This window comes from Cryobacterium sp. TMT1-62 (genome assembly GCF_004403145.1).
GTDB classification, from domain to species: domain Bacteria; phylum Actinomycetota; class Actinomycetes; order Actinomycetales; family Microbacteriaceae; genus Cryobacterium; species Cryobacterium sandaracinum.
The window spans coordinates 1-19,521 of the sequence record NZ_SOGZ01000027.1; the positions used below are offsets into that span (position 1 = coordinate 1).

General features: G+C 69.2%; 17 protein-coding genes. 6 read left to right on the top strand and 11 right to left on the bottom strand.

Annotated elements, in window-relative coordinates; all coding sequences use genetic code 11:
• Window positions 1–197 precede the first annotated feature (197 nt).
• From E3T34_RS07190 to hpaD, 6 genes are all read left to right on the top strand, one after another.
• The gene (locus E3T34_RS07190) at window positions 198–1,553 is read left to right on the top strand and encodes an MFS transporter (protein ID WP_104099416.1); all 1,356 of its coding nucleotides are present in this window, start codon (window positions 198–200) and stop codon (window positions 1,551–1,553) included.
• A 13-nt stretch (window positions 1,554–1,566) separates the two neighbouring features.
• Window positions 1,567–3,162, top strand: coding sequence for a fumarylacetoacetate hydrolase family protein (locus E3T34_RS07195; protein ID WP_134342581.1), 1,596 nt, complete (start codon window positions 1,567–1,569; stop codon window positions 3,160–3,162).
• Window positions 3,159–3,938: a GntR family transcriptional regulator gene (locus E3T34_RS07200; protein ID WP_134342582.1), complete on the top strand. Its 780-nt coding sequence runs from the start codon at window positions 3,159–3,161 to the stop codon at window positions 3,936–3,938. The genes E3T34_RS07195 and E3T34_RS07200 overlap by 4 nt, the downstream gene beginning before the upstream one ends.
• Window positions 3,939–4,051: 113 nt before the next feature.
• On the top strand, window positions 4,052–5,011 hold the full coding sequence (gene dapA / locus E3T34_RS07205; RefSeq protein WP_134342583.1) for a 4-hydroxy-tetrahydrodipicolinate synthase: 960 nt from the start codon (window positions 4,052–4,054) through the stop codon (window positions 5,009–5,011).
• A 3-nt stretch (window positions 5,012–5,014) separates the two neighbouring features.
• Window positions 5,015–6,550 carry a 5-carboxymethyl-2-hydroxymuconate semialdehyde dehydrogenase gene (gene hpaE, locus E3T34_RS07210; RefSeq protein ID WP_104099412.1) on the top strand — a complete coding sequence of 512 codons (1,536 nt, stop codon included), beginning with the start codon at window positions 5,015–5,017 and terminating at the stop codon, window positions 6,548–6,550.
• Between the two features lie 82 nt (window positions 6,551–6,632).
• Window positions 6,633–7,709: a 3,4-dihydroxyphenylacetate 2,3-dioxygenase gene (hpaD, locus tag E3T34_RS07215; RefSeq protein ID WP_134342584.1), complete on the top strand. Its 1,077-nt coding sequence runs from the start codon at window positions 6,633–6,635 to the stop codon at window positions 7,707–7,709.
• A gap of 19 nt (window positions 7,710–7,728) precedes the next feature.
• Here hpaD and E3T34_RS07220 read toward each other — a convergent pair whose 3' ends face one another.
• The 11 genes from E3T34_RS07220 to E3T34_RS07265 form a co-directional block, all read right to left on the bottom strand.
• A complete protein-coding gene (locus E3T34_RS07220) occupies window positions 7,729–8,553 on the bottom strand; it encodes an anti-sigma factor domain-containing protein (protein WP_134342585.1) in 825 nt (274 codons plus the stop codon).
• Window positions 8,540–9,196, bottom strand: a complete 657-nt coding sequence (locus tag E3T34_RS07225; RefSeq protein ID WP_241977361.1) for an RNA polymerase sigma factor — start codon at window positions 9,194–9,196, stop codon at window positions 8,540–8,542. The genes E3T34_RS07220 and E3T34_RS07225 overlap by 14 nt, the downstream gene beginning before the upstream one ends.
• A 29-nt stretch (window positions 9,197–9,225) precedes the next feature.
• Window positions 9,226–9,885, bottom strand: coding sequence for a class F sortase (locus E3T34_RS07230; protein WP_134342586.1), 660 nt, complete (start codon window positions 9,883–9,885; stop codon window positions 9,226–9,228).
• Between the two features lie 28 nt (window positions 9,886–9,913).
• On the bottom strand, window positions 9,914–10,753 hold the full coding sequence (locus tag E3T34_RS07235; protein WP_134342587.1) for a DUF4397 domain-containing protein: 840 nt from the start codon (window positions 10,751–10,753) through the stop codon (window positions 9,914–9,916).
• A gap of 155 nt (window positions 10,754–10,908) precedes the next feature.
• Window positions 10,909–12,195: an MFS transporter gene (locus E3T34_RS07240; protein WP_198412271.1), complete on the bottom strand. Its 1,287-nt coding sequence runs from the start codon at window positions 12,193–12,195 to the stop codon at window positions 10,909–10,911.
• 548 nt (window positions 12,196–12,743) lie between these two features.
• A complete protein-coding gene (locus E3T34_RS07245) occupies window positions 12,744–13,490 on the bottom strand; it encodes an alpha/beta fold hydrolase (protein ID WP_241977362.1) in 747 nt (248 codons plus the stop codon).
• Between the two features lie 80 nt (window positions 13,491–13,570).
• Window positions 13,571–14,161, bottom strand: a complete 591-nt coding sequence (locus E3T34_RS07250) for an isochorismatase family protein (RefSeq protein WP_134342588.1) — start codon at window positions 14,159–14,161, stop codon at window positions 13,571–13,573.
• A 28-nt stretch (window positions 14,162–14,189) separates the two neighbouring features.
• Window positions 14,190–14,930: a D-alanyl-D-alanine carboxypeptidase gene (locus E3T34_RS16710; protein WP_255570924.1), complete on the bottom strand. Its 741-nt coding sequence runs from the start codon at window positions 14,928–14,930 to the stop codon at window positions 14,190–14,192.
• Window positions 14,918–15,691: a D-alanyl-D-alanine carboxypeptidase gene (locus tag E3T34_RS16715; RefSeq protein ID WP_255570925.1), complete on the bottom strand. Its 774-nt coding sequence runs from the start codon at window positions 15,689–15,691 to the stop codon at window positions 14,918–14,920. Before E3T34_RS16715 ends, E3T34_RS16710 begins: the two co-directional genes overlap by 13 nt.
• Before the next feature lie 29 nt (window positions 15,692–15,720).
• Window positions 15,721–18,051, bottom strand: a complete 2,331-nt coding sequence (locus E3T34_RS07260; RefSeq protein ID WP_134342589.1) for a bifunctional diguanylate cyclase/phosphodiesterase — start codon at window positions 18,049–18,051, stop codon at window positions 15,721–15,723.
• 293 nt (window positions 18,052–18,344) lie between these two features.
• A complete protein-coding gene (locus E3T34_RS07265) occupies window positions 18,345–19,343 on the bottom strand; it encodes a Gfo/Idh/MocA family protein (protein ID WP_104099405.1) in 999 nt (332 codons plus the stop codon).
• Window positions 19,344–19,521 lie beyond the last annotated feature (178 nt).

Here is a 19,521-nt window from a genome sequence, read left to right on the forward strand (position 1 = left end):
ACCGGGCGGGCGCCGGCAGCCGGGCGGGCGCCGGCAGCCGGCCCGGCGCACGGCGGCATCCGGACCACGAGACGGCGGCACCATCCAGGCCCCCCGGACGACCCCGTTCCTAGCCCTGTAGATAATATACGATCTGTGATACCGTTTCGAGATCGCACGATTCCAGCACCACACAGGGAAATACAAAGGGGTATTCCATGGCATTGACGACCGACCGAGCGAGCGCCGCGAAAGCGACCGCCGCGAAACGACACGAGGAACGCCGGGTCCTCGCAGGCACCATGGTGGGCACCACCATCGAGTGGTACGACTTCTTCATCTACGCGCAGGCCGCCGGCCTCGTGCTGGCCGGGCTGTACTTCGCCCCGCTCGCCAACGACAACGCCGGTCTGGCGCAGCTCGTGGCCTGGGCCTCCCTCGGCATCAGCTTCCTCTTCCGCCCGCTGGGCGCGGTCGTGGCCGGCCACCTCGGTGACCGCCTCGGCCGCAAGGCCATGCTCGTGCTGACCCTCGTCATCATGGGCGCGGCCACGGCACTGATCGGCCTCCTGCCGACCTTCGAGCAGATCGGCGTCTGGGCGCCGATCCTGCTGATCGTGCTGCGCATCCTGCAGGGCTTCTCGGCCGGCGGGGAATGGGGCGGTGCCGCCCTGATGTCGGTTGAGCACGCCCCGGTCAACAAGCGCGGATTCTTCGGCGCGTACCCGCAGATCGGCGTGCCGACCGGGCTCATCCTCGCCACCGGCGTCATGCTCCTGGTGACCAGCACGATGAGCGAGGAGGCCTTCCTCGCCTGGGGCTGGCGCATCCCGTTCCTCGTCTCGGTGCTGCTTATCGTGGTCGGCTTCATCATTCGCCGCTCGGTCGACGAGAGCCCCGTCTTCAAGGAGATGCAGGATCGCAAGAAGGAATCGGCCGCCCCCCTCCGCCAGCTCTTCCGCGGCCACTGGCGCCAGGTCATCCTGACCGCCCTGATCTTCATCGCCAACAACGCCGCCGGCTACCTGTTGATCGCGTTCTTCTCCTCCTACGCCACCAAGCCGGTCGAGGCCGGCGGCCTGGGCATGGAACGCTCCCCCGTGCTGCTGGCCAGCACCATCGCCGCCGCGTTCTGGCTCGCGTCGACGATGATCGGCGGCATCCTCTCCGACAAGATCGGGCGCATCCGCACGTTCCAGTTCGGCTACGCCTGGCTGTTCCTCTGGGCCATCCCGATGTTCCTGCTGATCGACACCGGCGAGATCCTCTGGTTCACGGTGGCGCTCGTCGTGCTGGCCAGCGGGCTCGGCTTCTCGTACGGTCCACAGGCGGCGCTCTACGCGGAGATGTTCCCGGCTCAGGTACGCTACTCGGGCGTGTCCATCGGCTACGCCATGGGTGCCATCCTCGGTGGGGCGTTCGCTCCCCTGATCGCGCAGCTGCTGCTGGACGAGACCGCCTGGTCACCGTCGATCGGCATCTACATCATGGTGCTGGCCACGATCTCCTTCGTCGCGGTCTCCGTGGTGAAGGAAACCCGTGGAGTCCCGCTCGGCATTTCCCAGCACGACTAGAAAGCCGCAAAACATGCCGAACTCGACCTCCGTGGGCGCCGCCGACGTCACCGCAAGCAACAGCGCAAGCACCAGCGCGACCGGCAGCGCAAGCAACAGCGCGGGTATCAGCGTCACCGCCACCACCGATCTCGCCACACCGGGCAAGATCATTGCGGTGCACCTCAACTACCCGAGCCGGGCCGCCCAGCGCGGCCGCACGCCGGAGCAGCCGTCGTACTTCCTCAAGCCGGCGTCGTCGCGGAGTTCCAGCGGCACGCCGGTGGAACGGCCCGACGGATGCGAGCTGCTGGTGTTCGAGGGCGAGATCGCGCTGGTGATCGGGCGCCGCACCCGCGGCGTCTCGCCCGAGGAGGGCTGGGCGGCGGTCTCGCACGTGACCTGTGCCAACGACTTCGGCGTGTACGACCTGCGCTACGCCGACAAGGGCTCGAACCTGCGCTCGAAGGGCGCCGACGGCTTCACCCCCATCGGGCCGACACTGCTGCCGGCGGCCGGCCTCGACCCGGCAGCGCTGCGCATCCGCACCTGGGTCAACGGCACGCTCGTACAGGAGGACACGACCGCCGACCTGCTCTTCGGGTTCGGCCGGCTCGTCGCCGACCTCTCGCAGCTGCTCACGCTCGAGCCCGGCGACCTGATCCTCACCGGCACGCCGGCCGGATCGTCGGTCGTCGTGCCCGGCGACATCGTCGAGGTCGAAGTGGATGCCCCAGGAGCCCCGGGCGCACCCCGCACCGGCCGCCTCGTCAGCCCGATTCGGCAGGGCACGGTGCCGTTCGGCGCGTTCGGGGCCGGCCCGCGGGTCGACGATCTGCAGCGCACCGAGGCGTGGGGTTCGGCGGAGGCGGCCGGGCTCGCACCGGCATCCGTCACCGCACCCACAGCGGAGCAGACGCCCCCGCCGTTCGCCCTCACCCCCGAGCTGAAGGCCCGGATCAACAGTGTGGGCACCGCCACCCTCAGCGCCCAGTTGCGCAAGCGCGGGCTCAACTCGGTGTCGATCGACGGCCTCGGCTCGACCCGGCCGGGCGCCCGTCTCGTCGGCCGGGCCCGCACACTCCGGTACATTCCGGCGCGGGAGGACCTGTTCGAGTCGCACGGCGGCGGCTACAACGCCCAGAAGCGCGCCTTCGACTCGCTCGGACAGGGCGACGTGCTCGTGATCGAGGCCCGCGGCGAGCGCGGCACGGGCACGGTCGGCGACATCCTCGCCCTGCGCGCCCAGATGCGCGGCGCGGCCGGCATCGTGACGGATGGCGGTGTGCGCGATCTCGCGGCCGTCACCGCCCTGGAGATCCCGACCTACCACGCCGGACCGCACCCTGCCGTGCTCGGACGCCGGCACGTGCCGTGGGACACGGACCTGACCGTGGCCTGCGGCGGGGCATCCGTGCAGCCCGGCGACGTGATCGTCGGGGACGCCGATGGGCTGATCGTGATCCCGCCGCACCTGGTTGAGGAGGTGGTCGCCGCAGCCATCGTGCAGGAGCGCGAGGAGACCTTCATCGCCGCCATGGTCACGGCCGGGCACGGCGTCGACGGGCTCTACCCGATGAACGCCGAGTGGAAGGCCCATTATCGGGTCTGGCTGGAGGAGCAGGCATGACGGCCTCGGTCTCGACAGGATCGACTGGATCGACTGGATCGACAGGCTCGGCGGGCTCGACTGGCGTTGCGACTGGCTCGACCACCGGCGTCTCGACCACCGGCGCGGAGGCGTCGCTGAGCAAGGCGCAGCTCGCCCACCGGTGGATCCGGGCCCGCATCTCCGACGGCAGCTTCAGCCCGGGCTACCGCCTGGTGCTCGGGCAGATCGCCCGGGAGATCGGTGTCAGCACCGTGCCGGTGCGGGAAGCCATCCGACTGCTGGAGGCAGAGGGGCTGGTCACGTTCGAGCGCAACGTCGGCGCCCAGGTGGCCATGCTCGACGTCACCGAGTACACCCACACGATGCAGACGCTGGCCCTCGTCGAGGGCTACGCCACCGCCCTGTCGGCGCCGCGGCTCGACCCGGAGACGCTGCTGCGCGCCCGGGAGATCAACGCGGAGATGGACGAGTGCCTGCACCACTTCGACCCGGTGCGTTTCACCAGCCTGAACCGCGAGTTCCACTCGGCCCTGTTCGAGGCCTGCAGCAATGCGCATATCCTCGACCTGGTGCAGCGGGGCTGGAGCCGGCTCGGCACCCTTCGCGAATCCACGTTCAGCTTCGTGCCCGGTCGGGCGCACGAGTCCGTCGCCGAGCACACCGCGCTGCTCGACCTGATCAAGGACGGCGCCGATCCCCTGCAGATCGAACTGGCCGCGCGCGACCACCGGCTCGGCACCCTGAACGCCTTCCTCGCCCAGCAGCACACCGCCCCCACCGCCTCCACCCCCTAACAGCCAATCCCGCAACTGTTCCCGTAACGGACGACTGTTGCCCGCACACCGGGAACATTCGTCCGATTCGGCAACAGTCGCGGACGCATCCGTTGCCCTCGAAAGGAAGAACAATGAAGTTCCGCACCGACCCGAGTCAGATCACAGGCTCTATCGCGCCCCTGATGAGCCCGTTCACGGCCGACGGCGCCGTCGACCACGCCGGCCTCACCAACCTCGTGAACTGGCAGCTCGCCTCCGGCACGCACGGGATCTCGCTCGGCGGCTCCACCGGCGAGCCGAGCTCGCAGACCATCATCGAGCGTGCCAGCGCGATCCGCACCGTGGCCGCCGCGGTCGGCGACCGGGTGCCGTTCATGCCCGGCACCGGCTCGGCCAAGCTCGACGAGACCCTCGAGCTCACCGCCGCGGCCCAGGACGCCGGCGTCGACGCCGCCCTGATCATCACCCCCTACTACGCCCGCCCCACCCAGGAAGCCCTCTACGTCTGGTACAAGACCGTGGCCGAGGAGTTTCCGGACCTGCCGATCGTCGCCTACAACGTGCCCAGCCGCACCGCCGTGGACATCGCCCCGGAGACCATCGCCCGCCTCTACCGCGATTTCGACAACTTCGTCGGCGTCAAGGAGACCACCAAGGACTTCGAGCACTTCTCCCGGGTGCTGCAGCTCTGCGGCCCCGAACTGCTGGTCTGGAGCGGCATCGAACTGCTCTGCCTGCCTCTGCTAGCCCTCGGCGGCGTGGGATACATCAGCGCCACGAGCAACATCGCCCCGGTCGCGCACGTCGAGATGTACAACGCGTGGATGGCCGGCGACATCGAGACGGCCCGGCGCATCCACTACGGCCTGCACCCACTCGTCGACCTGCTTTTCGTCGAGACGAACCCGGCCCCGGGCAAATGGGTGCTCGAGCAGCGCGGCCTGATCGAGAGCGGCTTCGTGCGCCCGCCGCTGATCACCCCGACGGATGCGGGCATCGCCAAAATGCAGGCGCTCCTGGCCGCCGGCGAGCAGTACCTCTCCCCCGTCGACGGCTTCACTGTCGCCGGCTTCACCCCGAAAGCAGCCTGAGCCATGACCGAGACCGCCGTGACCGACACCACCACCACGAGAACCCGCGCGCAGCACGTGCCCGAGAACCTGCCGTCCCGCATCCAGCACTTCATCGGCGGCCGGTTCGTCGACAGCGTCTCCGGCGCGACCTTCAACGTGCTCGACCCGGTGTCGAACCAGACCTACGCCACCGCCGCAGCCGGCCAGAAGGAAGACGTGGACCTCGCCGTCGCCGCCGCGACCGACGCCTTCGTGGCCGGGCCGTGGCCGAGGATGAAGCCGCGCGAACGCTCCCGCATCCTGAACAAGATCGCCGACGCCGTCGAGGCCCAGGATGCCCGCCTCGCCGAACTCGAGACGTTCGACACCGGCCTGCCGATCACCCAGGCCCTCGGCCAGGCCAAGCGGGCAGCCGAGAACTTCCGCTTCTTCGCCGACCTGATCGTGGCGCAGACCGACGACACCTACCAGGTGCCAGGCAGCCAGATCAACTACGTCTTCCGCAAACCGGTCGGCGTGGCCGGGCTGATCACCCCGTGGAACACCCCGTTCATGCTGGAGAGCTGGAAGCTCGCCCCCGCACTGGCCGCCGGCTGCACGGTCGTGCTCAAGCCGGCCGAGTTCACGCCGCTGTCGGCGAGCCTGTGGGCGGAGATCTTCCGCTCCGCCGGGCTGCCCGACGGGGTCTTCAACCTGGTCAACGGGCTGGGTGAGGAGGCCGGGGACGCGCTGGTCAAGCATCCGGATGTCCCCCTCATCTCGTTCACGGGCGAGACCACCACGGGTCAGACCATCTACCGCAACTGCGCCGCGAACCTCAAGGGCATGTCGATGGAGCTCGGCGGCAAGTCCCCCGCCGTGGTCTTCGCCGACGCCGACCTCGAGGCCGCGCTCGACTCGACCCTGTTCGGGGTGTTCTCGCTCAACGGCGAGCGCTGCACCGCCAGCAGCCGCATCCTGGTGGAACGCCCGATCTACGACGACTTCTGCGCCCGCTATGCGGCCCGGGCACAGAACATCGTCGTCGGCGACCCACACGACCCTGCCACCGAGGTCGGCGCGCTCGTGCACCCCGAGCACTACGCCAAGGTGATGAGCTACGTCGAGATCGGCAAGAGCGAGGGCCGCCTGCTCGCCGGCGGCGGCCGCCCCCAGAACCTGCCGGAGGGCAACTACGTGTCCCCGACCGTGTTCGTGGATGTCGCCCCGACGGCCCGCATCTTCCAGGAGGAGATCTTCGGACCGGTCGTGGCGATCACGCCGTTCGACACCGACGAAGAAGCCCTCGAGCTGGCCAACGGCGTCAAGTATGGCTTGGCCGCATACATCTGGACCAGCAATCTCACCCGGGCGCACACCTTCGCGCAGTCGATCGAGGCGGGCATGGTCTGGCTCAACTCACACAACGTGCGGGACCTGCGCACCCCGTTCGGAGGGGTCAAGGCCTCGGGCCTCGGCCACGAGGGCGGCTACCGCTCGATCGACTTCTACACCGAGCAGCAGGCCGTGCACGTTTCCCTCGGGCCTGTGCACACCGCCCGCTTCGGCGCCCACTGATCTCGGGTCCCCAGTCCCGGGTCCCGACACGCTCGACCACCGACACGCTCGACCACCGCGACATCTCAATGAGGAGGATTCCATGACCACCACCCCCATCCCCACGCCGACCGCGACCCCGCCGGACATCCTGCGCTGCGCCTACATGGACATCGTCGTCACCGACCTGGCCCGCTCGCGTGCGTTCTACGTCGACGTGCTCGGCCTCGTCGTGACCGAGGAGAGCGACACCGAGATCTACCTGCGCAGCTTCGAGGAGTTCATCCACCACAACCTGGTGCTGCGCCAGGGCCCGGTCGCCGCTGTCGCCGCGATGGCCTTCCGGGTGCGCGCCCCCGAAGACGTGGGTTTGGCCGAGGCCTGGTATCAGGAGCTCGGCTGCCGCACCGAACGCCGCATCAACGGGTTCGCAAAGGGTGTCGGTGACTCCGTGCGCGTCGAAGACCCGCTCGGCTTCCCCTACGAGTTCTTCTACTCGGTCGACCACGTCGAACGCCTGGCCTGGCGCTACGACCTGCAGGGTCCCGGCGCCCTCGTGCGCCTGGACCACTTCAACCAGGTCACCCCCGACGTGGGACTCGGCCGCGGCTACCTCGAGGACCTCGGCTTCCGCGTCACCGAGGACATCCAGGACGAAGACGGCGTCACCTACGCTGCCTGGATGCGCCGCAAGGACACCGTGCACGACACCGCCCTGACCGGCGGCGACGGCCCGCGGATGCACCACATCGCCTTCTCCACGCACGAGAAGCACAACATCATCTACATCTGCGACAAGCTCGGCGCCCTGCGGATGTCGGACGTCATCGAGCGCGGCCCCGGCCGCCACGGCGTCTCGAACGCGTTCTACCTCTACCTGCGCGACCCCGACGGCCACCGGGTCGAGATCTACACCCAGGACTACTACACCGGCGACCCCGACAACCCCGTCGTCACCTGGGACGTGCACGACAACCAGCGCCGCGACTGGTGGGGCAACGCGGTCGTGCCGAGCTGGTACACGGATGCCTCACTGGTGCTCGATCTGGACGGCAACCCCCAGCCGGTCATGGCCCGCACCGAGTCCAGCGAGATGGCCGTCACGGTCGGCGCCGACGGGTTCTCGTACACCCGCCAGAACGACGTGGAGCACGGCTTCAAGCTCGGCAATACGCTCTGACACTCACGTGCGGGTGGTGTCAGGCCGTGCGCAGTTCCCCGCGCAGGATCGACTCGCCGGAGTGCTGCGGGTCGCCGTCGTCGGGTTCCGCGGAGACGTCGACCAGCGGGTACTGCGACAGGTCGACGCCGTCGGGGATGGCGAAGCGCCCGGACTCACCGTCGAGCAGTCCGATGCTGATCAGCCCGGACGCATCCGCCTTGATCAGCCACACCTCGCGCAGATCGGTGTCAGCGCTCACCCCGGTGACGTCGAGCACGACCTCCCGGTGGCCGTCGGCCGTCTTCGCGACGTAGGCGCTGCCGGCGGCGTCCCAGCCGGGGTACGGGTCCAGCTGGGCCTCGGCGAGTAGCACCGGCGCGGGTTCCTGCTGCTGTGCGGACTGCCACCAGATGCCGCCGCCGAGGCCGCCGAGCAGCCCGGCGATGCCGGCGGCCACGGCCATCGGCATCCAGTTGCGGCGTCGTGGGAGGGGGCGCAGGGCGGAGCCGATGTCGGTGACCGTGGCGGACGGGGTCTCGACAGGCTCGACCACCGGTGCAGGGGTCTCGACAGGCTCGACCGCTGCAGGGGGCTGGTCCGCTGCCTCGTAGCCGCTGCGCCCAGGGGTGGCGGCCACGGCGTCGGACAGGCCGAGGGCGGCGTGGATACCGGCCCAGACTCGATCGCCGGGCTCCACGAGTTGCACACTGCGCGCGGACCGGCCGACGTGGGCGGTGTGCTGCAGGGCGATGAGTTCCAGGGAGCACTCGGGGCATTCCGACAGGTGCTGGCGTTCGGGTTCGGTGAGGTCGAACTCTGTCATTGCGATGAGAGCGAGGTTTTCCCGGTCAATGTGTGTCATCGTTCGCCTCCAATCTGGTGCGCAGTCTCGAAAGACTTCGGCGGATGTGACTCTTAACGGTGCCGAGCGGCAGTCCGAGGTTATCGGCGATTTGGGTGTGCGTGAGATCGTCGTAGAAGGCCAGCTGCATCACCTGCTGCGGAACGGGTCCGAGCCGGCGAAGTTCGTCGCTCATCAGCACACGATCCGCGATGTCGGCGGATTCGTCGGTCTGGCTGAGCGCGGTGTCGACGAGGACAGCCTCCTCGACCCGCCGCCGTCGTGAGCGGGCCTCGTGGGCATCCGCAACGGTGTGCCGAGTGATCCCGACGAGCCAGGCCGGCAGAGGCGACCGCGACGCATCAAATCCGTCCCGCCCGCGCCAGGCGGCGATGAAGACCTTCTGGGTGACGTCTTCGGCTTCGCCGGGATCGCCGAGCGAACGAACGGCGATCGTGTAGACGAGGGATGACCAGCGGGCGTAGGCCTCGGCGAGCGCACGTTCGTCTCCCGCCCGAAACGCGAGAACGAGCTGGGCGTGGTCGTCTTCGTCGGTGAGTGCCGTCACGTCGTATCGGTTTCCCCCGGTTGGTGAGCGCATCGGGAGGTCGTACATGTCAGACTCCGCCGGAGAGCAAGCCTCGACCACCGTGATGACCAGCATAGCCACCCCTCTGCGTCATGGTGCCTGGGTCATGCGATTGGACTCGCCGAGACGATTACGTTGGACAGATAGGTGCGGGCGTCGTAGTCGAATTCGCCGCCGCAGGTCACAAGGGTGAGCCGGTTGGGACCGGACCGGTCGAAGATCGAGTTCCAGGGCACATCCTGTTTGGCCACGGTTTGAACGGATTCCACGGAATAGCGACGCTCCTGACCGTCGTCGGTGGTCACCACGATCTCGGTGCCCGCACGCGCCGAGGCGAGCTGGGCGAACGGTCCGATGTCGTAAATCAGGGAGTCGACGTGGGCGGCGATCACGGTCGCGCCGGTGGTGCTGGCCGGTGACGGTCCAAAGCGATACCAGGCGGCGAGCGAGGGGTCTTTTGGCAGCTCCATCGCCCCGTCGTCGGCCAGACCGACGGACTCGATGGCCATGTCGATTCCGAGGGAGTCGACTCGGATGGTCTGGGGCGGCCGGGCCTGCGGGGTCTGGTTCTGATCCAGCGAGGAACTGACGGTCGGCACGTCGACCTCGGCGACGGGCAGCGGGGCCGACGGCGTCGGAGTCGGCGCTGCGTTCGTCGGGGGAACGTAGGCCGTGGGCGATGATGTACTCGGGGCGCTGCTGCAGCCCGTGAGCAGGGCAAGAGCCACAGCGAGCACTGTGAAAGTGCCCACTGTGGCTCTCATTGTGGATCTCCCTTTCTGACTGGCGTGACTAGCGGCGAGCCGCGGACAGGCGACGCATACCGACGACGGCGGCGGCGACCAGACCCATCAGCACGGCGGCGAAGCCACCGACCATGAGCCCCATGGAGTCGTCCGCCTGGTTGGTGGCGACGAGACCGGCCTCACCGGCGGGGATGCTGTCCGGGTTGGAGTGAAGCCCGTCGATGGTCTGAACGGCCAGGGCCAGGTTCTTGTCGGTCAGGCTGCCCCACGCGTAGACGATCGTGTTCGTGCCCTCTGCGACGTTGACGTCTGCCGGGCCGATCACCGGGTCAGTCGTTCCGGTTGCGGCGACGGCGGCCGAGATGGTGCCGGCCGGCAACGTGAGCACGGATTCCTTCGGGTTCATTAGGGCGGTGATCGCGACGGCTCCGTTGGCGAGAACATCGACCGCGGGGGCTGCTGCCACGTGGCGAACCGTCAGGCGGCCCTCCCCGGCGGCGAGCTGCGAGATGTCGTTGGTGAACAGCGACGCCGTGGGCTTGCCGGCCTCGTCGAGGTGCGCGGCGGCGGTGTAGTTCATGCCGGCTTCGAGCGGGAGGTCGACCGGGCCGATGGCAGGTGCGCTGGCATCCGCTGCGTCCGACGCGGTGATGGCCACCTTGTAGGTGCCGGGTGCGAGGTCGAGCGGACCGGCGAGGTCGCCCGGCTTGAAGTCGTCCAGGGTCAGCTTGTCGTTCACGTAGACGTCGACGGTGAGGCCGGGAACTCCGTGGAACACAGACAGCTTCGCGACGTCTTCGGCTGCCTGTGCCGGAGCGAGACCGCCGAGGGCGACGAGAGCACCGAGAGCGCTGGCCGTCATTCCGATCTTGAGGGACTTGTGCATCGTTTCCTCCTGCGTAATGGATCTGTGAGTGGGTCACTCTGAAGAGATTCTTGAAACCTCTATAACCCCTACTTCTCTCGCACGTCCCCAAACGGATGCACATGCATGGAAATCTCTGTAAAACTTTTTTTGCGGGCTGCAGGTCGCGCGCGATTTCATCGGCTCGCCGCGGCGCGATGCAGGGAGATGTCCCGGCGGAAGACCAGCATCACCACCACCAGCGACACGGCCGAGAACGCGGCCCCGCCCGCGAACATCGCCGGGTAGCCGAGCCACGGCTCGAGCAGGGACAGCGCCAACGGCACGAAGAACCCCAGGTAGGTGATGCCGTAGTAGATCGCGGTCAGCCGGGCGAGGTGGTCGGGCGGCGCGATCCGCTGCACCTCCTGCAGCCCCGACACCATCAGCAGGCCGTACGCGGCGCCGAGCAGGGCCGCCGCCGGCAAAATCAGCCAGAGCACGGGTGGGCTCACGGCGACGGATGCGAGCAGCAGCGACCCGACGGTCAGCATCAGCGCGAACATGATGCCTCGGGCATTGTGCCCGGCGGTGATGCGATGGCTGAAGAGCTGCAGCGACGCTCCCGCGACGAGAGCCACCACGCAGAGCAGGGCCGCGAATGCCACCGGCGCGGACGGGATCTCAGTCGCGGCGAGCGCCGGCAGGATGGCGTAGGCGGTCGTGGCCGTTCCGAAGACCCACGGCGCCACCGGCACGATCAGGAGCAGGAACCGCGGGTACGGGGAGATGGCCGGGTGGACGGCCGGCAGGGCCCCGGCCGCGATGCCCCACCCCTGGGACTCCGGGGTGCAAAACAGCAGAAGGCCGAAGAGCACGGCGATGACGGTGTGCGCCGCGTACGGCAGCACGCCGGGGAACGGTGCCCACTGGGCCAGCGCTCCAGAGCTCGCCGCGCCGAGTGCGAAACCGAGGGACAGCGCGATGGTCGCCCGTCGTGCCCCCGAGGAACGGTCGGCCCCGAAGTCGAACGGTCTCGCGGAGAGTTCCTTCACCCAGCTGGTGCCCACGGCCATGGCCAGGCCGAGGGCGACGCCGGAGAGGATGCGGCCGGCCAGCAGCATGGGCACATTTCCCGCGGACAGGGCCAGCAGCACGCTCCCCGCGATCGCGACCCAGGGCGCGGGCAGCATCAGCGGTCGGCGGCCGAACCGGTCCGACAGCGGGCCGGCGATCAGTAGCGCCGGGATGATGCCGAGTACGTAGGCCCCGAGCAGCAGGTTCGCCAGCTGGTTGGAGAACCCGTCCGCCTGTCGGTACATCACCAGCAGTGGGGTGAATTCGTTGCCGCCCCAGGCGACGGCGAAGATCGCGGCGGCCGGCGCGAGCCAGTACTTCCTGCCCCGGGCGCCGGTGAACGAGCCGGATCCGGTGGTCGAGCCTGTCGAAACCGAACCCATCGCATCCTGGATGTCGGTTGTCATGACGGTCCCCCGGTCGGCATTCGGCGGCCTCGGCAGCGAGGCCCGCACGCCCCCAGCCTAGGGGAGGCGCCGGGGCTCACTCCCCCAGCCGGCGGCGAACCAATTCGACGGAGATTTTGCAATATGTGCGGGTTTTCGGAGTGTTGGACGCGGTTATGGGCACAATCTCCGTCGAATTCGTCAGGGTCAGGGCCAGGGCCAGCCGAGCTCGCGCGTGTGGCCAACTCAGGACATCCATCGCCCGGTGGCCCGGCCGCCCCGGACCAGTGCGGAACCAGCGCGGATGTCCGGGCCGGCCCGGACGGATCTCCTGAGTTAGCCCCAACACCGGCCGGTTGCCCAGCAGCGCCAGCCGGATGCGCAGCATCTCTTGTGCGGTTCGGGCAGCCCCCACGCGCTCCGCCCCACAGCGCGAACGAATTCGACGGAGATTTTGCGATATGTGCGGGTTTCTGAAGGTGTTTAGGGCGATGCAGGCAAAATCTCCGTCGAATTCGTTCGGGGCGTAAGAGGCGAGCGAAAGCCCGGACTCAGGGCGCTCAGGGCGCTCAGGCCAGGAACTGCAGTGCGGCGCGCTTGAACTCGCGGGAGGTGAGCGTGTTCACGTGGTCCCGGCCCGCCAATTCGAGGTAGTCGGCACCGCGCGCGCGGGCAAGTTCGGCGATCCCGGCCGGAATGGAGTCGGCGCCGCCGGCGACGTAGAGCACGGGAATCTCGACCGGCACGTCCAGCGAGGAGCCGGCCACCCCGCCGACGCACGCCACGAGGGCCTCACGGTCGGCGCCGGCGGTGATCGCGGCACCCAGTATCGCCGCGATCGACGGGTCGGCGCCGGCGGTGCCGTCGGTCACGAACCGGCGCACGGCATCCGGATGCCAGGTCTCGAACAGTTCGTCCGGCCCGGCTCCGCCGAGCACCAGTCGGCGCACCCGGGACGGCGCCAGCCGCGCGAGCGCCGCCGCCACGCGCGAGCCCATCGAATAGGCGACCACGTCGACCTGCTCCAGCCCGAGGGCGTCGAGCACGACCACGAGGTCGGCGGCGAGTTGCCGGGGCAGGTAGTCGATGCTGCGGTGCGGCTTGTCGCTGCGGCCGTGACCGCGGAGGTCGAGGGTGATCACGCCGCGCCCGGCGTCCTGCAGGGCTCGCACCCAGCCGGTGCCGACCCAGGTGACCTGCGATGTCGACGCGAACCCGTGCACGAGCAGGATCGGGCGCTCGCCGGGCACGACGTCGTAGGCGATCCGCACGCCGTCGAGGCGCTGCGCGAACAGCGCCCCGCCTGCAGAGCCCACCGAAGCAGAGCCCGCCGAAGCAGAAACCGCCGCGGCCGGTCCCGCCGGGGCCGGACTCGCCCGGCCGGTCACCCCCACGCTCAGACGACCACGTCGGAGGTGACGAGCACGGCACCGGCATAGGCCAGCTCGCCCAGGGCCGCGTCACTCGTGTCCGGGGCGACGCCGGCGACGAGGTCGGTCAGTACCCGCACATGCTGGCCGTGGCCCCGCGCATCCAGGCCGGACGCGCGCACACAGTGGTCGGTGGCGAGGCCGACGATGTCGATGTCGGTCACCCCGTTCGCGATGAGCAGCTCGCCCGTCTTCTCGCCGCCCAGCGAGATGCCGTCGAAAATGGAGTAGCCCGCGTGGCCCTGCCCCTTGCGAATGTGGATGGTCGTGTCCGGCAACAGCAGCGAGGGGTGGTACTCGGCGCCAGGGGTGCCCGCCACGCAGTGCACGGGCCAGGAGTCCGTGGAGCCTGGCTCGCCGGCCCGGGCGAAGTGTCCGCCGTTGTCGCTGTCGGGGTCGTGCCAGTCGCGGGAGGCGAAGATCACGTCATAGGCATCCGGATGTTCCGCCAGCAGCGCGCTGACGCCCGCGGCCACCGCAGACCCACCCTCGACGGCGAGGGCCCCGCCCTCGGTGAAATCGTTCTGAACGTCGATGATGAACAGGGCCCTGGTCACGGATTGCTCCTTCTGTCGCCGGTTGAAGTCAGGAGTTCGACAGGTTGTCGCCGCAGCGGAAGAACCCGGCGGTGATGGTGTCGAGCGCCTGCTTCGCATTATCGCTCACATCCCCGAGCGCGTAAACGGCGAAGGTGAGCGGCGTGCCGTCGGCCGCCCGGATAATGCCGGAGAGCGTGTAGCCGGTGTCGATCCAGCCTGTCTTGGCGAAGACGGCGCCGTCGGCGACGGCGTTGTCGCCCGTGAACCGGTCGCTGTAGGACAGCGATCCGGTGGGTCCACCGGCGATCGGTAGGCCGTCGAAGATGACGCCGAGGTCGCCGTCGCGCGCGTTGATCTTGACGAACAGCCGGGTGAGATACGACGGCGGTACGGCGTTGTCGTCGCTGAGGCCTGAGCCGTCCCGGATGATGATGCCGGTCGTGTCGATGCCATAGGCGTCGAGCGCCGCGACGACGGACTCCTGCAGGGCGCCGAAGGTGTTGCCGGCCCCGGACTCCACCGCGACGAGCCGGGCGAGCATCTCGGCGAGAGTGTTGTCCGACACGATCAGCGACTGCCCGATCAGCACGGACACGGGCTGGGACCGGGCGGCGGCGAGCTGTTCGGCCCCGGCCGGCGCGGTGCCAACGCTGACGCTCACGCCGCCGCCGAGCGCGGCGGCGAAGGCCGCGCCGGCGCGCCCGACGGGGTCGGCGCTGCGGGAAGAGCTCTGACGCGAGGGGTCGTCGCGGTCACCGTCGACCTGCAGGGCGGTCACGTCGGGCATGGAACCGGCGTTGCNCGGGAAGAGCTCTGACGCGAGGGGTCGTCGCGGTCACCGTCGACCTGCAGGGCGGTCACGTCGGGCATGGAACCGGCGTTGCGTTCCAGTTCATCCCAGCTCGGTTCCCAGCCGGGCCCGCCGAAGAACGAGGCGTCCAGCACGAGGGAGGTGATCGGCGGGTTCGCCGGGTTCGCCCGCCAGGCGTCGAGGGTCTGGCGGGCGAGCTCATCGACGTGGGCTGCGCCGGGGTAGACGGATTCCGTGCCGGTGGGCAGGCGCGTGAGGGTGAGGTCTCCCCCGCCGACCAGCACGACAGACCCCGGTGTGCTGCCGGTGACGACGGTGGTCGTGGCCCGGTAGTCCGGTCCGAGCACCTCAAGGGCGGCGGCGCTGGTCAGCACCTTGAGCACGCTCGCCGTGCGTGAGGAGGTATCGCCACCGCGGTCGAAGAGCACCTCGCCGGTGCTGGCGTTGACCACCTGGGCCTGGAAATCAGCCAACCGGGGGTCGGCGGCCAGCGCTGAGACCGAACACGTACGCAGGTTTCTGGCATCGGAGGCGGTGACCGGCACGGGGCGCTCCGAAACGGGTTCCGCGGCCGGCACGTTCACGCTCGCACCGGTGTTCGCGGCGGCGATGGAGGCGGTGGCCACGGCATCCGGGGCCCGGGTCGACGCCCCGATCAGGACGGCACCCGCGCCCAGCAGCACCGCCACGGCGACGAGGACGGCCGCGAGGCGTTTGCGAGGCTTCGATTCTTCCACCCGTGAACCCTACCCGCCGGGCTTGTGAGTCAGCCTGTGCCTCGTGCCCACGGCGTTGCAACGGCGTTACTGCGGCGTTGCGACGGCGCCCGCGTGGCCGCCGGCGCGTGCCGGGCGGCGAGCCAGGCATCCAGTGCCGCGGCCGGAAGCGGGCGGGACATGTGGAAGCCCTGGGCCTCGTCGCAGCCGTACCGGGTCAGCTCGGCGTAGGCGACGGCGTCCTCGACGCCCTCCGCCACCATGCGCACGCCGAGGCTGTGCGCGAGCGCGATGATCGAGGCCACCAGGGCCGCGGCCCTGGCGTCGTCGGCCATCGGGAACACGAAGGACTTGTCGAGTTTGAGCTCGTCGATCGGCAGGTCCCGGAGGTAGGCGAGGGAGCTGTAGCCGGTGCCGAAATCATCCACGGCGATGCGGATGCCGCTCTCCCGCAGGCGGATCAGGATGTCCCTGGCCCTGGCCCGGTCTTCCATCAGGAACTCTTCGGTGATCTCCAGCATCAGGTCGGCGGCCGACAACCCCCGCACCTGGATCATGGCGGCGATGCGTGCGGGCAGATCGGACTCGATCAGGGTGCTGGGAGACATGTTGACCGCAACGGTCAGCGGTGTTCCCTGCGCACGCCAGACCGCGGCCTGGTCGAGCGCCTTTCCCAGCACGATCCGGGTCAGGTCGCGCATGAGCCCGACGTCTTCGGCCAGGGTCAGGAACACGTCGGGAGGCAGCAGACCCCGGCTCGGGTGCTGCCAGCGCACCAGCGCCTCCACACCGTGCACGTGCCCGGTGGCCAGCTCGATCTTGGGCTGGTAGTGCAGCACGAGTTCGTCCATGGCGAGGGCGCCGCGCAGGTCTTCCATCATCCGCAGCCTGGAGTCGCCGTGATCGTCGTCGGAGCAGACGAAGACGTGGTGCCCGCTGCGGGAGGACTTGGCCTTGTACATGGCCATGTCGGCCTTGCGCAGCAGCACCTTGAGGGTGTCACCCTGGTCGGGGAATAGGGCGATGCCGATGCTGACGTTGGACTCGATCGCGATGCCCTCCAGCGTGAACGGCCGGGCCAGGACCGCCCGCAGCCGCACGGCCGCCGCCACGGCCTCGTCGTGGCCGGCGTCCTGGATCAAAAGCGCGAACTCGTCGCCGCCGAGCCGGGCGAGAAGATCGCCCGGTCGTCGCTGATCGAACAGGCGCGATCCGGCCTGCACCAGCAGCAAATCGCCGACGTCGTGGCCGAGACTGTCGTTCACTTCCTTGAACCGGTCGATATCCAGGAGCAGCAGGGCGCTCCGGTGGCCGTCCCCGGGCACGAGGTGAGCGGATGCCTCGGCGTAGAGGGCGCGCCGGTTCGGCAGCCCGGTCAGGTCGTCGGTGCTCGCCTGGCGGTGAAGGTCGGCCATCCGCCCGATCTGCCGGGAGGCGAGCTGAGTGCGCACGGTCCCGAGCACCAGGGTCACGCCTGCGAGGAGCACGGCGCCTGTGGAGATCTTCACCTGCGTGCCGAGGACGAGCACCGCCATCCCGGCGATCGTGGCTGCCCCGGGCACCGCGAGAGTCCACACGCCGCTCAGGGGGCGCCGGGCGGTGACACCGGGCCGAGCCAAGTCCCACGCCCAGACCGCAATGAGGGTGAGGCCGAGCGCCCAGCCCGCATCCAACGGCTCCCCGAAGGTGTACGTTCCGGCGGAAACCTGGAAGGCGTAGACGGCGTCGGTTGCCGCGAAGATCAGGAGTCCGAGCACCAGCAGGGCCCACCGTCGGCCCACGTCGAGTCCGCGGGCGGCGGCAATCCCCGTGATGACCGACACGAGCAACAGATCGAGCAGAGGGTAGCTGGCGGACACCAGGGCGGCCGGGGAGGGCGGCCAGACACCCGCGGATGCAATCACCGGGCTGAGCAACACGGCCAGCACGGATGCCGCGCCAAGCGACCCGATGGCTCCGTCCACCAGGACCGACCGGGGTATTTCACCACGCTGACGGTGGACCAGGACAGCCAGTCCGGCCAGAATCAGCGGATAGAAAAGCGTGTAACCGATGTCGGCCGGAGACGGAAACGAGAGGGTCGCCGCGCCCGCGAGCAGGTAATAGGTGCTGCCGAGAGTAAAGGCCGTCATCGCGGCCGACACCAGAATCAGCTGCGTGCGGCCGCGCTCCGCGCAGAGCGCGGCTGCCCAGCAGAGCAGGGCCGGGAGCCCCGCAGTGATTAGCGACAAGGAGCCGGTGAAAACCGGGCCGAAGGAGGCGAACAGGCCGATCGCGTAACCGATCAGCAGCACCCACATCAGCCACAGGATCCAGCGGCCGAGCCGCGCATGGCGAAGGGAGCGGTCATCGATTCGATCCGCGTGCGCGTTGGCGTGCATCGGATCCCCCGCTCCCGTTGCGTACACGCTAGCCGAGCCGTCATGGGCCGATGGACCAACGCCCCCGAGTACGACCACCCCAAAACGGGGGGTGGCGTCATCCGACGGGCGGAACGAACTCGAGCGGCTCGACGACGGAGCACGCGACCAGCGCGCCGAGGAGCCGCAACGGCCACGTATGGGGGCGGTGAGGCCGGTTCGTGACACCACCACTGGATCCACGCAGCGCCATTCTGCCCCCTCCCGCTCTACTGGTCAGATTATCGACCGGAGCACAGCGCACGGACTCCCGCTTACTCCCCGGGGTACCGCAGGCCGATTTGCGCGCGCACCAGGTCGAGCGTCTCCATGATCGCCACCACTTCCTCGACCGGCAGGATGTCGCTCGAGATCTTGCCGGCCCGGATCAGTTGCTCCGCTTCGGCCGCCTGGTAGTGCATGCCGCGCCCGTTGATCTCGGCGGTGAAGGTCTCGATGACCTCGTTCGCGCTGTTGAGCACCCGGAAGTCCGTGGGCGAGTACCAGACCCGGTCGATGTCGATGCGGCCCAGCGTGCCGAGGATGGTGGCCGTGTTCGGGCCGGTGGTGTTGCTGGCCGACAGGGTCTGGGCGATCTGCCCGCCCGCGTAGCGGAAGGTCGTGGCGATCTGCGCGTCGGCGCCGGTGGCCTTGAAGGTGGCGGTCGCGAGGATCGTCTCGGGGCGTCCGAACAGTTCGGACGCGAAGGTGAGCGGGTAGATGCCGAGGTCGAGGAGCGCCCCGCCGCCCAGGTGCATGGCGTTCAGCCGGTGCGCCGGGTCATCCGGCAGGTCCTGGGTGTGATCGGCGATCAGGGTGCGCACGTCGCCGAGGGTGCCCTCGGCGAGGATCTCGCGGATGCGCACCATGTGCGGCAGGAACCGGGTCCACATTCCCTCGAGCACCAGCAGCCCCAGGGTCGCGGCGAGGTCGACGACCTCGCGGGCCTCGGCGCCGTTCAGGGTGATCGGCTTCTCGATCAGAACATGCTTGCCGGCATTCAGGGCGAGCTTGGCGTTCTCGGCGTGAAACGGATGCGGGGTCGAAATGTAGATGATATCGACATCCGGGTCCGCGGCCAGGGCCTCGTAGCTCGGATGAGCCGTGGGAATGCCGAACTCGGCCGCGAAGGCATCCGCCGACGCCTGCGAGCGGGAACCGACCGCCTGCACCTGAAAACCGTTCCGGACGAGGTCGTCCGTGAATGCGTGGGCGATCCCGCCCGTGGCCAGGATTCCCCAGCGAATAGTGTCGGTGCGGGTTGTGTCGGTCATGGGATCAGCCTAGCGATCGCGGGCGGCCGGCGGCCGGCGGCCGAGCCCGTCACGACCCGGCGACCTGGTCCGGCGGCCCGGCACCGGGCATCCGTGGGGACAGCACGGTGACTCCGGAGATTTTCGCAACACGCCGCTCGGCCGGGCCGTAGAACCGGCGTTTCCCGAAAATCTCCGC

Coding starts and splice junctions, on each gene's coding strand:
- E3T34_RS07190 (WP_104099416.1), top strand. CDS start 198: ATGGCATTGACGACCGACCGAGCGAGCGCCGCGAAAGCGACCGCCGCG.
- E3T34_RS07195 (WP_134342581.1), top strand. CDS start 1,567: ATGCCGAACTCGACCTCCGTGGGCGCCGCCGACGTCACCGCAAGCAAC.
- E3T34_RS07200 (WP_134342582.1), top strand. CDS start 3,159: ATGACGGCCTCGGTCTCGACAGGATCGACTGGATCGACTGGATCGACA.
- dapA (WP_134342583.1), top strand. CDS start 4,052: ATGAAGTTCCGCACCGACCCGAGTCAGATCACAGGCTCTATCGCGCCC.
- hpaE (WP_104099412.1), top strand. CDS start 5,015: ATGACCGAGACCGCCGTGACCGACACCACCACCACGAGAACCCGCGCG.
- hpaD (WP_134342584.1), top strand. CDS start 6,633: ATGACCACCACCCCCATCCCCACGCCGACCGCGACCCCGCCGGACATC.
- E3T34_RS07220 (WP_134342585.1), bottom strand. CDS start 8,553: ATGACACACATTGACCGGGAAAACCTCGCTCTCATCGCAATGACAGAG.
- E3T34_RS07225 (WP_241977361.1), bottom strand. CDS start 9,196: ATGCTGGTCATCACGGTGGTCGAGGCTTGCTCTCCGGCGGAGTCTGAC.
- E3T34_RS07230 (WP_134342586.1), bottom strand. CDS start 9,885: ATGAGAGCCACAGTGGGCACTTTCACAGTGCTCGCTGTGGCTCTTGCC.
- E3T34_RS07235 (WP_134342587.1), bottom strand. CDS start 10,753: ATGCACAAGTCCCTCAAGATCGGAATGACGGCCAGCGCTCTCGGTGCT.
- E3T34_RS07240 (WP_198412271.1), bottom strand. CDS start 12,195: ATGACAACCGACATCCAGGATGCGATGGGTTCGGTTTCGACAGGCTCG.
- E3T34_RS16710 (WP_255570924.1), bottom strand. CDS start 14,930: ATGCCCGACGTGACCGCCCTGCAGGTCGACGGTGACCGCGACGACCCC.
- E3T34_RS07260 (WP_134342589.1), bottom strand. CDS start 18,051: ATGCACGCCAACGCGCACGCGGATCGAATCGATGACCGCTCCCTTCGC.
- E3T34_RS07265 (WP_104099405.1), bottom strand. CDS start 19,343: ATGACCGACACAACCCGCACCGACACTATTCGCTGGGGAATCCTGGCC.